Raw genomic sequence first — 15,087 nt, 5'->3', positions numbered from 1 at the left:
TCAATGAATCAGGTTTTCAAGTTCTTCGGCAGATAAACGTTTGAGTGCCTCCAGAGATTTAGCCAATTCGTCCACAATCGGTGCGCTGCCTGCGCGCAGCTGTTCTAGGCGCGTACAGAACGCCTCAAGGCTGGCGCTGGCGAACAGCGCATCGAGGGGAATGTCCAGGGCCAGTTGCTGACGCAGGCCCATGACCAGGCGCGTGGCCAGCAACGAATGGCCACCCTGCTCGAAGAAGTTGTCGTCCAGCCCCACCTGCTCGCACCCGAGCACCTCGCCCCACAACGCCGCCACCTGCAACTGCAGCTCGCTGTGCGGCGCGCGGCTTGGCGCCGCCTGTGCCTGCGGGCTCGGCAAGGCCTTGCGGTCCAGCTTGCCGTTGGGGCTCAGCGGCAAGCGCTCGAGCACCACGATGCGGGCCGGCACCATGTGTTCAGGCAGCACGCCACGCAACGCTTCACGCAGCGGCTCAAGGGCCGGGTTGCCGGTGACATAGGCCACCAGCTGCTGGTCGATGGCGATCACCACCGCCTCGCGCACCTGGTCCTGCTCCATCAGGCGTGCCTCGATCTCGCCCAGCTCGACACGCAAGCCACGGATTTTCACCTGGTGGTCGATACGCCCGGCATATTCGATAACCCCGTCCGGGCGATAGCACGCCAAATCGCCGGTGCGGTACAGCCGCTCGCCGGTGCCGAACGGGCTGGTGACGAAGCGCTCGGCGGTCAGCGCCGGGCGGCGGTGGTAACCCCGGGCCAGGCCGGCGCCGCCGAGGTACAGCTCGCCGATCACACCCGGCGCCAGTGGTTGCAGGTCGGCATCGAGCACATAGGTGCTGACGTTGCTGATCGGCTCACCGATCGGCACCAGGTCAAGCCCCTCCTCGCGGCAGGTCCAGTGGGTGACGTCGATGGCCGCCTCGGTCGGGCCGTACAGGTTGTACAGCCGGGCCTGGGGAAGCTGCGCCAGGCACTGGCGCTGGGTCTGGATCGCCAGTGCCTCGCCGCTGCAGATGATGCGGCGCAAGCTGCTGCAGCGGCCCACACCGTCATCGAGCAGGAACACCTGCAGCATCGAAGGCACGAAGTGCAGCGTGCTCACCTGGTGGCGCTCGATCAGCGCCACCAGCCGCGCCGGGTCGCGGTGATCGCCAGGGGCTGCGATGGCCAGGCGCGCGCCGACCATCAACGGCCAGAAGAACTCCCACACCGACACATCGAAGCTGAACGGCGTCTTCTGCAGCACCGTGTCGTCGCGCCCCAGGCCATAGGCCTGCTGCATCCAGCACAAGCGGTTGGTCAGCGCTGAATGACGGTTGCCGGCGCCCTTGGGCTGGCCGGTGGAACCTGAGGTATAGATCATGTACGCCAGGCTCTGCGGGGCGATTTCGACCTGCGGGCGGGTGGCCGGGAAGGCCGACCAGTCACCGGCGATGTCCAGCCGCGCAACCTCTTCAGGCAGCTCCAGTGCCAGCTCGCGTGGCGCCAGCAGGCACCGCACTGCGCTGTCCTCGAGCATGTAGGCCAGGCGTTGCGAGGGGTAGTCCGGGTCCAGCGGCACGTAGGCGGCGCCGGTCTTGAGCACCGCCAGCAGGGCGATGACCAGCTCCAGGCTGCGCTCGGCGGCAACGCCGACCAGGGTTTCCGGCCCTACGCCCTGCCCGATCAGGCCATGGGCCAGGCGGTTGGCGCGTGCGTCGAGCTCACCGTAGGTCAGGGTCTGCTCGCCATACAACAGGGCTACCGCATCGGCCGGCTGTGCCTCGATCCAATGGTGCACCGGGCGATCGAGCGGGAAGTCCTGCGCGGTGGCGTTCCAGCGCGCCAGTTGCTCACCCAGTGCCCGATTGCCCACTGCCAGCAGTTCGCCGATGCGCGCCTGTGGCGCGGCCAGCAGCCCATGCAGCAGCTGTGCAAGGCCGTCGCGCAAGGCGCGCATGGCCTGTTCGCTGAAGTGCTCGCTGGCGTAGCGCAGGGTCACCACCAGGCCAGGGTCTTGGGTCACCAGCACCGTCAGCGGGTAGTTGGTCTGCTCAGGCGCCTGCAGGTTGTCGAAGTGCAGGCCGTCCGGCGTGCCTTCGCGCAGGGCCTTGGCCACCGGATAGTTCTCGAACACCAGGATATGGTCGAACAGCGGCTCGCCCGGCAGCCCGGCCCAGCGCTGGATATCCGACAACGCCGCGTATTCGAAGTCGCGCAGGCGGGCGTTGCTGGCCTGCAACTGCGCCAGCGCTTCGCCCAAGGGTTGCTCGGCGCGCGGCGCACACACCAGCGGCAGGGTGTTGATGAACAATCCGACCTGCTGCTCGACGCCCGGCAGGCTTGCCGGGCGCCCGGAAACCGTGGCACCGAAGGTGACCTGGACACTGCCGGTCAGGCGTTGCAGCTGCAGCGCCCACGCCAGTTGCAACAGGGTATTGAGGGTGACCCGGTGATCCCGCGCCAGGCGCTGCAGCGCTTCGCTGGTGGCGCTGTCGAGCTGCAGTTGCAGGTCGTGCTGGCCGCCGCCGGCCTCGCCGGAGCCGCCACCCAGGGCATCGACCAGACGGGTCGGGCCTTGCAGGCCGGCCAGTTGCTCGCGCCAGAACGCTTCGCTGGCCCCCGCCGGCTGGGCACCCAGCCAGGCGATGTAGTCACGGTAGCGCCCGGCCGGCGCCGAAGGCTGCAGCCCGCTGTAACGCTGCAGTACCTCGCCGAGCAGCTGCGAAGTGCTCCAGCCGTCGAGCAGGGCGTGATGGTAGGTCAGCACCAGGTGCTGCTGCCCGGCCCCGCGCTCGGCAATGTGCAGGCGCAGCAGGGGCGCCTCGAGCGGCGCGAAGCCTTGCCGGCGCTCAGCCTCGGCCAGCGCATCGAAGGCCTGCGCCGCCTGGCCCTGCAGGTCGCTGCGGGTGACCGGCAGCTGCGCCTGGCGGTACACCAGTTGCAGTGGCTGCGCACTTTGCGCGGTCCAGAGGAACCCGCTGCGCAGGATCTCGTGGGCCTGCAGGCACGCCTGCCAGGCCTGGATGAAACGCGCCTGGTCGAGGCCGCTGACATCCAGGCGTACCTGGTTGATGTAGTCGCCACGGCCACTGTCGAACAGGCTGTGCAACAGCATGCCTTGCTGCATGGGCGACAGCGGGTAGATGTCGTGCACCTCGGCCAGGCGTACCGGCAGGTCGTCCAGCTGGGCCTGGTCCAGCCCGGCCAGGGGGAAGTCTGCCGGCGTTGCGCTGCCCTGCTCCGGCAGGCAGCAGTGGCGGACCAGTTCGCCCAGCTCGGCAATGTAGGTATCGGCCAGCGCCTGCATCTGGGCAACCGGGTAACGGGCCTGGCTGAACGTCCAGACCAGCGACAACTGGCCACCTTCGACCTTGGCGTCGATCGACCACTCACCTGGCAGTTCGGCGTCCAGCGACTGCTCCAGGCCGCTGTCGTGCCCGGCCAGGGTGAACAGCGGTTGCGCCCCGGCGATATCGGTGTCGAACTGGCCCAGGTAGTTGAAGGTGACCGCAGGCTGCGGCAACGCCGCCAGTGCGGCCTGGGTCGGGGCATCACCGAGGTGGCGCAGCAGGCCGAAGCCGCTGCCGTTGCCTGGCACCGCACGCAGTTGCTCCTTGATCGCCTTGATCGACTCGCCGATGCCTGCCGCCGGGGCCAGGCGCACCGGGTAGAACGCGGTGAACCAGCCCAGGGTACGGGTCAGGTCCAACGCCACCCCCTCGACCTCGCGGCCATGCCCTTCGAGCTGCACCAGCAGCTCGTCAGCGCCGCTCCAGGCGGTGAGCACCCGTGCCAGCGCGGTCAGCAGCAGGTCGTTGATGCGCGTGCGGTAGGCCGCAGGCGCCTGTTGCAGCAATTGCCGGGTAAGCGGCTCTGCCAGGCTGGCGCGGGCCACGCCCAGGTGGCGGCGCTGGCGGCTGCCCTGCGGCTGCGGGCACGGCCAGGCCGGCGACGCCCCGGCGAGCAGTTGCTGCCAGCGCGCAAGCTGGGCCGTTGCGGTGTGCGCGACCTGCGCCTGCAGCGCACGCCCCCAGTCCTGCAGCGAGTGGGTCTTGGCCGGCAGTGCTGCAGGCCGCCCGGCCTGCAGGTCGCGGTAGAGCCCCTGCAGGTCTTCGAGCAGCACCCGCCAGGAAACCCCGTCAATCACCAGGTGGTGGACCACCAGCAACAGCCGCTGGCGCCCGCCCACGGTTGCCAGCAGTGCCCGCAGCAGCGGGCCCTGGGCCAGGTCCAGGCTGCCCTGCGCCGCATCGGCCAGGGCCGACCATTGCGCCTCGTCGTCGAGGCAGTGCTGCCACAACAGGTCGGTGCCTGCAGCGGGTTCGCCGTAGTGGGCCTGTTGCCCGTTGAACTGCAGGCGCAGGGCGTCATGGTGGGTGACCAGCGCGTGCAGGGCCTGGCCCAGTACGTCGCCGTCCAGGGGCTGGTGTACATCCAGCACCAGCGACTGGTTCCAGCGCCCGCGCTCCACCGTCACCTGCCCGAAGAACCCGTGCATGGCCGGCAGCAGCAGTTGCTCGCCGTGCACCGGGCCCTGGCTGATGACAGCCTGGGCGCCCTGCCCCGCCACGGCTGCCAGGGCAGCTACCGTCGGGTGGCGGAACAGGTCGTTGGGCGACAGCTGGATGCCCAGGCGGCGAGCCCGGCTGACCATCTGGATGGAAATGATCGAGTCGCCGCCCAGTTCGAAGAAGTTGTCGTGCAGGCCGACACGCTCAAGCTTGAGCACCTGCTGCCAGATCTGCGCCAGGTGCTGTTCGACCGGCGTGACCGGCGCCACGTAGCTGGCCTGGTTGGCGCTGACGTCCGGGCGCGGCAGGGCCTTGCGATCGAGCTTGCCGTTGGGGCTCAGCGGCATGTGCTCAAGCACCAGCAACTGCGCCGGCAGCATGTGTTCGGGCAACACTGCACGCAGGCGCTCGCGCAGGATGTCGGCCTGTACTGCGCCAGTCACGTAGCCCACCAACTGCTGATCGAGCGCTACCACCACCGCCTCGCGCACCTCGGGCTGCTCGAGCAGACGCGCCTCGATCTCGCCCAGCTCGATGCGCAACCCGCGGATCTTCACTTGGTGGTCGATGCGCCCGGCGTACTCGATCACGCCGTCGGCGCGCTGGCGCGCCAGGTCACCGGTTCGGTACAGCCGCGCACCGCCGCCGAACGGGCTGGTGACGAAACGCTCGGCGGTCAGTGCGGCCCGGCGGTGATAACCCCGCGCCAGGCCTTCACCGCCCAGGTACAGCTCGCCGGTGACACCGGCCGGCAATGGGTTGAGGTCGGCGTCGAGCACGTAGGTGGCCAGATTGGCGATCGGCTGGCCGATCGGCACCGTATCGCTGCCTTCTTCGCGGCAGGTCCAGTGGGTGACGTCGATCGCCGCCTCGGTCGGGCCGTACAGGTTGTACAGCGCAGCACCCGGCAGGCGCGCGAAGACTTGCTGCTGGGTGTCGGCCTGTAACGCTTCGCCGCTGCAGATGATGCGGGTGATGCCGACGCAGGCCTGTACCTGCTCGTCGGTGAGAAATGCCTGCAGCATCGACGGCACGAAGTGCAGCGTGGTGACCTGGTGCTGCTGAACCAGCGCCACCAGGCGGGCCGGGTCGCGGTGATCGCCGGGCCCGGCGATCGCCAGGCGCGCGCCGGTCATCAGCGGCCAGAAGAACTCCCACACCGACACGTCGAAACTGAACGGTGTCTTCTGCAAGACCGTGTCCGATGCATCCAGGGCGTAGGCCTGCTGCATCCAGCACAAGCGGTTGAGCAAGGCGACATGGCGGTTGCCGGCACCCTTGGGCTGGCCGGTGGAGCCAGAGGTGTAGATGACGTAGGCCAGGTGCTCGCCGGCCACCGTCACCTCGGGGCGCTGTACCGGGTAACCGGCCAGGTCCAGGCGGTCCAGGTGCAGCACCGGCACCCCGGCAGGCACCGGCAATGCCAGGTGGGACTGGCTGAGCAGCAATGCCATGGCGCTGTCCTCGAACAGATACGCCAGGCGCTCACGGGGATACTCAGGGTCCAGCGGCACATAGGCGCCCCCGGCCTTGAGAATGGCCAGCAGGCCGACGACCATCTCGATGCTGCGCTCGGCGGCGATGCCGACCAGTACGTCCGGCCCTACCCCCTGTTCACGCAGGCAGTGGGCGAGCTGGTTGGCCTGTGCATCGAGTTCGCCGTAGCTCAGCCGCCGCTCGCCGAACAGCAGCGCGTCGGCGTGCGGGGTGCGCGCCACCTGGGCCTCGATCAGTTGTTGCACGCTGTACTGCGTTGGGTACTGCCTGGCCGTGGCATTCCACGACTCGACCACTTGCCGGTGTTCGCCAGACTGCAGCAGGGCAAGGTTGCCCAGTGCTTGCGTGGGCGCGGCGCAGAAGGCGTCGAGCAACTGCTCCAGGTGCGCGGCCAGTGCCGCCACCCGCGGGGCGTCGAAGCTGGCGCGATCGTAGCTCAGGCGCAGGCTCAGGCCGGCGCCCTGGCCCACTTCCAGGGTCAATGGGTAGTGAGTATGTTCATGGTGCTGCAGGCCTGAGAAGCGTAGCCCGGCGTCCGCCTGCGACAGCGCATCGGCTACCGGGTAGTTGTCGAACACCACAAGGGTGTCGAACAACGCCTCGCCAGGGTGGCCGGCCCAGCGCTGCAACTCGGCCAGCGGTGTGTGTTCGTGGTCACGCAGGGCCAGGTTGTGCGCCTGCACCTGGCGTAACCAGTCCCCCACCACCACGTCGCCGGCGACGCTGGCAATCACCGGCAAGGTGTTGATGAACAGGCCGATCTGCTGCTCGACGCCCGGCAACTGCGCCGGGCGCCCCGCCACGGTGGCACCGAAACACACCGTCGACTGCCCGGTGTAGCGCTGCAACAGCAGCAGCCAGGCAGCCTGGACCACGGTGTTGAGGGTGACCTTCTGCTCCCGTGCCAGGCGTTGCAGGCGCGCCAGGCACGCAGCGTCCAACTGCACCGCGCAATCTTCGAAGCCCTCGCCTGCCGCGTCCTGTGGCAGGGCCTGCGCCAGCCGGGTCGGCCCTGGCAGGGTTGCCAGGCGCTCGCGCCAGAACGCTTCGCTGGTTGTCGCATCCTGGGCATGCAGCCACTGGATGTAATCGCGATAACGCGTAGCGCCGGCAACCGGTGCCAGGCCCTGATAACGCTGCAGCACCTCGGCCAGCAACTGGGCATTGCTCCAGCCGTCCATCAGCACGTGGTGATGGGTCTGGATCAGTCGGTAGTCATGTTCGCCAAGGCGCACCAGCACCAGCCTGAGCAGCGGCGCGCGGTGCAGGTCGAAGCCGCGCAGGCGCTCCTCGGCCGCCAGCGCAGCCAGGGCTGCCTCGGGGTCGGCCTGTTCACGCCAGTCCAGGCTGCAAAACGGCAATTGCGCCTGGTGGTACACCACCTGCACCGGCTGCTCCAGCGGGTCTTGCCAGAGCAGGCCGCTGCGCAGGATGTCGTGGGCATCGACGCAGGCCTGCCAGGCTGCCCGGAAGCGCTCCGGCTCGATGCCCTCGACCCCTACCACCAGCTGGTTGATGTAGCTGCCGGCAGCCTGGTCGGCCAGGCTGTGGAACAGCATGCCCTGCTGCATCGGCGACAGCGCGTAGAGGTCGCTGATATCGGCCAGGGGCAAGGCCAGCGCATCGAGGCTGGCTTGGTCGACAGCCGCCAGCGGGAAGTCCGAAGGCGTGGCCTGGGGGGCAGGCAGCTGGCAGCAATGCTCGATCAGTGCGTGCAACTGGGCCACGTACTCCTCGAGCAGGCGGGCGACTGTGTCGTGCTGGTACATCTGGCTGCTGTAGCCGATCTGCAGCGACAGCTCGCCGGCGTAAACCTGGCCTTCGACGGTCAGCCAGTTCGCCAGCGGCGCATCGGGGTCCTGGGCGGTACCGCTGCCCTGGGTGGCTGGCTGCCACAGTGCGTCGGCGTCGAACTGCTGGTCGAAACGCCCCAGGTAGTTGAAGGTGATGCGTGGTTCGGGCAGGGCAGCAAGCGCCTGGCGCTGCGCCGCATCACCCAGGTGGCGCAGCAGGCCGTAACCCAGGCCTTTGCCAGGCACCGCGCGCAACTGCTCCTTGACCGCCTTGATTGCCTCACCTGGATGCCGGGCCGGGGTCAGGTTCAGCGGGAACAGCGTGGTGAACCAGCCGACGGTACGGGACAGGTCGACGTCATCAAATACCGCCTCGCGGCCATGCCCTTCCAGCTGCACATGCATCGAGGCCTGGCCGCTCCAGCGGGTCACCACCTGTGCCAGGGCCGTCAGCAGCAGGTCGTTGACCTGGGTGCGGTAGGCGGCCGGCGCCACCTGCAGCAAGCGCCGGGTAGCCTCGCTGTCCAGGCGCGCCTTGAGGGTGCGGCCATCGCGGTTGCGCATGGCGCCGGCCGGGTTGTCGCAGGGCAGCTCGGCTGCGCCGGACTGCCCACGCCAGTAATCCAGCTCGCCGGCATGGGCCTGGGCCAGCGCCGGCAGGCGCCCCGCCCAGGCCTGCCAGGAAGTGCTCTTGGCCGCCAGCGGCTGTTGTTGGTAGGCCAGTTGCAGGTCTTCGAGCAGTACACGCCACGACACACCGTCCACCACCAGGTGGTGAATGACTAATAGAAGGTATTGCCCGCCGCCGGCATGCTGCACCAGCACCGCCCGCAACAGTGGCCCGTCGGCCAGGTCCAGCTCGCGCTGGGTCGCCTCGCAGATCGCCTGCAGGGCGGCGTCGTTGTCGGCCTGCGCCTGGCTGAACGTCGCAGCGCCATCGCTGCCTTGGTGCCAGGCCTGCCAGTGCCCGTCAGGGCGGTTGAAACGCAGGCGCAGGGCATCGTGCTGGGCCACCAGGCGCTCGAGGGCCTGGGCCAGGCGCTCGGGGTCCAGCGCCTGACGCGGGGCAAGCAGCAGCGACTGGTTCCAGTGCCCCGGCACGCCGAGGGCCTGTTCGAAGAACGCCACCTGCACAGGCGTCAGCAGGGCCTGGCCCTGTACCTGCCCCTGCTCGGCCTCGATGTGGCGCAGTTGCCCCGCCGCCTGGGCCAGGCTGCGCACCGTCTGGTATTGGAAGAGGTCGCGCGGATTGAGTTGCAGGCCGACCTTGCGCGCGCGGCTGACCACCTGGATGGCGATGATCGAATCACCGCCCAGTTCGAAGAAGTTATCGTCCAGGCCCACCTGCGCCACCCCGAGCACGTCGCTCCAGACCTGCGCCAGGCTGGCCTGGCGGGCATCCTGCGGCGCCTGGTAGGCCGGTTGCGCGGCGCTGTCCGGAAGCGGCAAGGCCTTGCGGTCGAGCTTGCCGTTGGGGGTGAGGGGCAGGCTGTCGAGCACCAGCAGGTGGGTGGGTACCATGAACTCCGGCAGGCTTTGCAGCAGCCAGTCCTTGAGCCCTTGCTGCCAGCCCTCGGGCTGCGCGTCCAGTACCAGGTACGCCACCAGCTGGCGGCCATCCCTGGCCAGCACCACCGCCTCGCGCACACTGTCATGCTCGGCCAGGCGCGCCTCGATTTCGCCCAGTTCGATGCGCAGGCCACGGATTTTCACCTGGTGGTCGAAGCGCCCCAGGTACTCGATCACCCCGTCGCTGCGCTGGCGTACCCGGTCACCGGTGCGATACAGCCGGCCACCGGGGGTGAACGGGTCGGCGACGAAGCGCTCGGCGCTGAGCCCCGGCCGACGGTGGTAGCCCCGGGCAAGGCCGATGCCTGCCAGGTAGAGCTCACCCGACACCCCGGGCGCCACAGGCTCGAGCCCTGCATCGAGCACATAGGTACGAATATTGGCGATGGGCCGGCCAATCGGCACGCTGTCACGCCCTTCCTCGACACAGGTCCAGTGGGTGACGTCGATGGCGGCCTCGGTCGGGCCGTAGAGGTTGTACAGGCCGGCAGCGGGCAGGCGGGCGAACACCTGGCGCTGGGCATCCACCGGCAACGCCTCGCCGCTGCAAACGATCCGCACCAGGCTGTCGCAGGTCTCGACGCCTGGTTCATGAATGAACGCCTGCAGCATCGAGGGCACGAAGTGCAGCGTGGTCACGCCATGGCGGCGAATGCGGGCGATCAAGCGGGCCGGGTCGCGATGCTCGCCGGGGGTTGCCATGACCAGGCAGGCACCGGTCATCAGCGGCCAGAAGAACTCCCAGACCGACACGTCAAAGCTGAACGGGGTTTTCTGCAACACCCGGTCCTGCGCGCCCAGGGCATAGGCCTGCTGCATCCAGTGCAGGCGGTTGGCCAGTGCCGCGTGGCTGTTGCCGGCACCCTTGGGCCGGCCGGTGGAGCCCGAGGTGTAGATGACGTAGGCCAACTGCGACGGGGTGATATCGCCTGCCGGCGGGGTTGCTGGCTGCTCGTCCAGGGCCAGGGTATCCAGCGCCACGCACTGCACCTCGGGCGGCAGCGGCAGGCTGGCCTGCAAGGCTTGTTGGGTGAGCAACAGGGCAATGCCGCTGTCCTCGATCATGTAGGCCAGGCGCTCTGCAGGGTATTCCGGGTCGAGCGGCACGTAGGCGGCGCCGGCCTTGTGGATGGCCAGCAGGGCCACGACCATTTCCACACTGCGCTGGGCCGCCACCCCCACCAGCCCATCGCTGGCGACACCCCGGCCGCGCAGGTAGTGGGCCAGCCGGTTGGCCTGGGCATCGAGCTCGGCATAGCTGAGCGTGGTGTCCTCGAACACCAGCGCGGGGGCATCCGGGTTCTGCCGCATCTGCGCCTCGAACAGCTGGTGCACGGGCTGCTCGAGTGGGTAAGGGGTATCGGTGGCGTTCCACTCCTGCAGCACCTGGCGGCGGCTGGCAGCGTCGAGCATCGGCAACTGCCAGAGAGCCCGGCCAGGCTCCTCGACCAGCCCACGCAGCAGCGTCAGCCAGTGCCCGGCCATGCGCTCGATGGTTGCGGGTTCGAACAGGTCGGTAGCAAAGGTGAAGGCCGCGCGCAGCGTGCCGCCCTGCTCGAAGGTGTCCAGGCTCAGGTCGAACTGGGTGGTGCGGCTGCGCCATTGCAGCGGCTGCAGCTCCAGCCCCGAGGCCAGGGTCACTGCCCCAAGGTCAGCCACTTGCGGCTGGTGGTTGTACATCACCTGGAACAGCGGCGCATGGCTCAGGCTGCGCTCGACCTTCAGCGCATCGACCAGCCGCTCGAACGGCAGGTCCTGGTGCGCCTGGGCACCCAGTACGGTCTGGCGCACAGCTTGCAAATAGCTCGATACGTCGAGCTGGTCGTCTGGCTGCAGACGCAATACCTGGGTGTTGACGAACAGGCCGATCAGGCCTTCGACTTCGGCGCGGTTGCGGTTGGCCACCGGGCTGCCGATGCGCAGGTCGTGCTGGCCGGTATGGCGCTGCAGCAACAGGCCGAAGGCCCCCAGCAACACCATGAACAAGGTCAGGTTGTGCTGGCGGGCGAAGCCGCGCAATTGCTCGGCCAGGCCAGCCTCCACGGCCAGTTCCAGGCGGCTGCCGGCAAGGCTTGGGGTTGCCGGGCGCGGATGGTCCAGCGGCAGTTCCAGCACCGGCTGCTCCTCACCCAGTTGCGCCTGCCAGTAGCCGAGCTGGCGTTCGAGCTCGCCCGCCTCCAGCCAGCGCCGTTGCCACAGCGCGTAGTCGGCGTACTGGATCGGCAGGCTGGGCAGGTTGGGCGCCTGACCTGCAGCGAAGCTGTCATAGCAGCGGCTGAACTCGTCGATCAGCACGTTCATCGACCAACCGTCAGACACGATGTGGTGCAGGGTCAGCAGCAACACATGTTCCTGCTCGCCCAGGCGCAGCAAGCGTATGCGCAACAGCGGCCCGTGCTCGAGGTCGAACGGGCGCAGCGACTCGGCCAGCACCTGCTCCTGCACCTGTTGCTCCTGTTCGGCGCCAGGCAGCCCCGCCAGGTCGGTATGGGCAATAGCCGGGGCGCCCGGGCGGTAGCGCTGGCGCAACTGGTCATCGGCCCGGCGCTCGAACACCGTGCTCAGTGCCTGGTGGCGGGCCAGCAATGTGGCGAAGGCCTGCTCCAGCGCCTGCAGATTCAGGGCGCCACGCAGGCGCACGGCACCGGGCAGGTTGTAGGCGCCCCCCTGGGGGTCGAGCTGCCAGAGCACCCACATGCGCTGCTGGGCATAGGACAGGGCATCGCGGTCATCGACCACGACACCTTCGGGGATGGGGAACTGGGAAAAGTCGATGCCCTCCTTGTCCAGGCTGGCCAGGAACAAGCGACGCTTGTCCTGCGGCAGCTCGATGAAACGGCGGGCCAGTTGCAAGGACTTTTCGGCATTCATTCAGATTGCTTCCGTACGAGTGGGGTATCGGGCCGAGCCCGGCTATCCCTACGAAACGGATACAACCTGCAAAAAATTAACGGCTTGCGCCGCAGCCGGACGGGCACCCGAAGGCCTCTGAAACATTTGCTTTCATTTGCCCTGGCAGGTTTCTCATTCTCATCCGTCCTATTAAGTGCAGCCTTCACGGTTGAGCCGTGTCTCGACCGCACTTTTTATGCAGAAGACCGACCGATGGCCCGACAACCGAAAAAGAAATCCAACTCCAAACTGTGGTTCCTGGTACACAGCTGGCTTGCCCTGCCGATCTGGTTCTTCGTCCTGATCGTGTGCTTTACCGGCATGCTCGCGGTGGTCAGCCAGGAGATCGTCTGGCTGGCCAACCCGGATGTGCGCGCCAGCAAGCCCGATGACGCACCCGATGCCGAGCGCCTGAGCTACCAGCAGGTGTACGACGCCGTGCTCAAGGCCGAGCCGAACACCACGGTGCGCTTCTTCAGCCAGCCGGACGGCTCGCACTTCGCCCTGCAGGCCTCGGTGATCCGCGGCGATGGCGTCAGCGCGCTGCTATACGTCAACCCCTATACCGGCGCCATTCAGGGCAAGCGCCCGGACTTCGACTTCGAGGCCTTCACCCGCGCCCTGCACGGTTGGTGGCTGGTGCCGTTCACCAACGGCTACAGCTGGGGCTGGTACCTGGTGTCGTTGCTCGGGCTGCCGATGCTGGCCTCGCTGGTGACCGGGCTGGTGGTCTACAAGAAGTTCTGGCGCGGCTTCTTCAAGCCGGTGCGTACTGGCCACGGGCCGCGGATCTTCTGGGGTGACCTGCACCGTCTGGCCGGGGTGTGGTCGATCTGGTTCATCGCGGTAATTTCCATCACCGGCACCTGGTTCTTGATCCAGGCGATCCTCGGCGACAACCACGTGACCATCTCCACCGAGCCGATCGTGCCGGTGATCGCCCGCGAGCAGGTGCCGCAGACCACCGATGGCAGCCCGGCCCCACGCATCGACCTGGACGAAGCCGCGCGCATCGCCACCCAGACCATCCCGGGCCTGGACGTAAGCTTCATCTCGCTGCCGGCCACCGCCTACAGCCACGTGAGCATGGGCGGGCGCGGCTGGTACCCGCTGATGTTCCAGACCGCCGAGGTCAACCCCTACACGCGCAACGTCGACAGCCAGTTCCTGCTGGGCGATCGCTCGGCCCTGGAGTTCGTCACCGAGTCGATGCGCCCGCTGCACACCGGCGACTTCGGCGGCCTGGCGATCAAGCTGATCTGGTTCTTCTTCGGCCTGGTACTGACCCTGATGGTGCTCAGCGGCCTGCTGATCTGGACCAAGCGCACCGCCCAGGCCACTGCCGCCGCGCTCAAGCGCAGCGAGCGCCCAGCGCGGGTCAAACAGCCCCGTGAAACCACCGTGGAGGCCCAGCCATGAGCCAGGCGAATACCTTACCGCAGGGCGGCTTCAAGCAGTGGTGGCTGAAGTGGCGCTTCCACCTGAACATCCTGCTGATCCTCATACCGCTGGGTTTCATGCCCAAGTACTTCGCCGATGTGAGCCTGTTCCGCGGCGCCAGCGGCCTGGGCGCCAACGTGATCGAGGATATCCAGATCGACCGCTGGCGCCTGAGCCTGGCCGAGCTGCGCGACCAGGCCCCGCTCAGCGACGGCCCGGCCGGGTACTTCAAGGCGTTCAACGCAGCCCTTTGCCAGACCTGCGCCGAAGGCGTCAAGGCGGTTTACCTGCGCATCGGCAAACCGCGCAGCCTGCGCGCCGCCGGTACCATTTTCTTCGGTTCGCCCTACCGCATGGGCACCAACCTGCCGATCCCGCCGCGCACCCGTGGCGACGCCGACATCTGGATCACCATCGAAGGCTGGGACGGCAAGATGTACCAGGCATCAGTGCCGCTGGCCAAGGCATCCCCGGCCACCGTGGCCTGGCTCAAGAAACAAGGAGGCAATAAATGAAACAGCTGCTGCGCAGGCTCGCCCTGCCCTTCGCCCTGCTGGCCGCCACCCCGGCGCTGGCGCACAACCCGATGTGCGAATGCACCGAAAGCGGCGAACAGATCACCTGCAAGGGTGGCTTCTCCGACGGCAGCGGCGCACCGGGGGTGACCCTGGATGTGATCGGCTACGACGAACAGGTGCTGGTGGCCAGCAAGCTGGGCGACGACTCCAGCCTGACCTTCAAGCGCCCGGACGGCGAGTTCTACGTGCTGTTCGATGCAGGCCCCGGCCACGTGGTGGAAGTCGACCACGCCGACATCGGTGCGCCATGAGCCGCGCACAGTTGGTGCGCCCGGCCGGTGCCGGGCATGAAACCCTGTACGTGCTGCTGGCGGCGCTACTGATTGTGCTGCTGGCCGCAGGCGTGGTGTCGCTGCGCGGCGAGCGCGAGGACGAACAGACCGTCGAAGCCCACCAGCTGGATGCCCGCCGCGACCTCAACGCCGCCGAGCAAGGCATCCACACCGACCTGTGGGTGGCGGCGGACGAGATCCGCGCCCTGCGCGACGAAACCGGTACAGCGCCTGGCGTCGAAGCCCTGGCCGATGAAGGCCTGCCGCCGTTCGTGGCGGATGCCAGCAGCCAGAGCCGCGGCAGCCACCAATGGTCGCAGCTGCCCGGCAACGCCTACCTGGGCCGCAGCCAGGACGCGGCAGTGGCCGGCAGCTTCCTGTTGATCGTGCCACTCGATAACCAGGCCCCTGCCGGCCTCTGGCTGCGCCGCGACAGCAGCGCCGTGGCCCCCGACGCCCTGGATGCCGACACCCTGATCGCCGCCGGCTGGCAGCAGATCGTCACCCACTACGATGCCGGGGTCACCCGCCAGCACCGCCACTGATTTCAAGGA

The 15,087-nt window shown here is 68.1% G+C and carries 5 protein-coding genes; 4 read left to right on the top strand and 1 reads right to left on the bottom strand.

Features of this window, described 5'->3' with window-relative positions:
• A complete protein-coding gene (locus KSS93_RS14545) occupies positions 1-12,222 on the bottom strand; it encodes a non-ribosomal peptide synthase/polyketide synthase (RefSeq protein ID WP_217884702.1) in 12,222 nt (4,073 codons plus the stop codon).
• Between the two features lie 234 nt (positions 12,223-12,456).
• On the opposite strand from KSS93_RS14545, the gene KSS93_RS14540 reads away from it, so the two are divergent.
• The 4 genes from KSS93_RS14540 to KSS93_RS14525 are packed head-to-tail and all read left to right on the top strand — an operon-like array spanning position 12,457 to position 15,078.
• Positions 12,457-13,662 carry a PepSY-associated TM helix domain-containing protein gene (locus tag KSS93_RS14540; protein ID WP_217884701.1) on the top strand — a complete coding sequence of 402 codons (1,206 nt, stop codon included), beginning with the start codon at positions 12,457-12,459 and terminating at the stop codon, positions 13,660-13,662.
• Entirely contained in the window at positions 13,659-14,198 is a 540-nt protein-coding gene (locus KSS93_RS14535; protein ID WP_217884700.1) for a PA2404 family protein, read from the top strand. Before KSS93_RS14540 ends, KSS93_RS14535 begins: the two co-directional genes overlap by 4 nt.
• On the top strand, positions 14,195-14,512 hold the full coding sequence (locus KSS93_RS14530) for a hypothetical protein (RefSeq protein ID WP_217839164.1): 318 nt from the start codon (positions 14,195-14,197) through the stop codon (positions 14,510-14,512). Before KSS93_RS14535 ends, KSS93_RS14530 begins: the two co-directional genes overlap by 4 nt.
• Complete coding sequence (locus tag KSS93_RS14525) at positions 14,509-15,078, top strand: DUF6162 family protein (protein ID WP_217884699.1); 570 nt, start codon at positions 14,509-14,511, stop codon at positions 15,076-15,078. The genes KSS93_RS14530 and KSS93_RS14525 overlap by 4 nt, the downstream gene beginning before the upstream one ends.
• Positions 15,079-15,087 lie beyond the last annotated feature (9 nt).

The organism is Pseudomonas xanthosomatis (assembly GCF_019139835.1).
Taxonomy (GTDB): Bacteria; Pseudomonadota; Gammaproteobacteria; order Pseudomonadales; family Pseudomonadaceae; genus Aquipseudomonas; species Aquipseudomonas fakonensis.
Note: the sequence above shows the minus strand (reverse complement) of the source record. Positions and strands in the feature narration are given on the sequence as shown.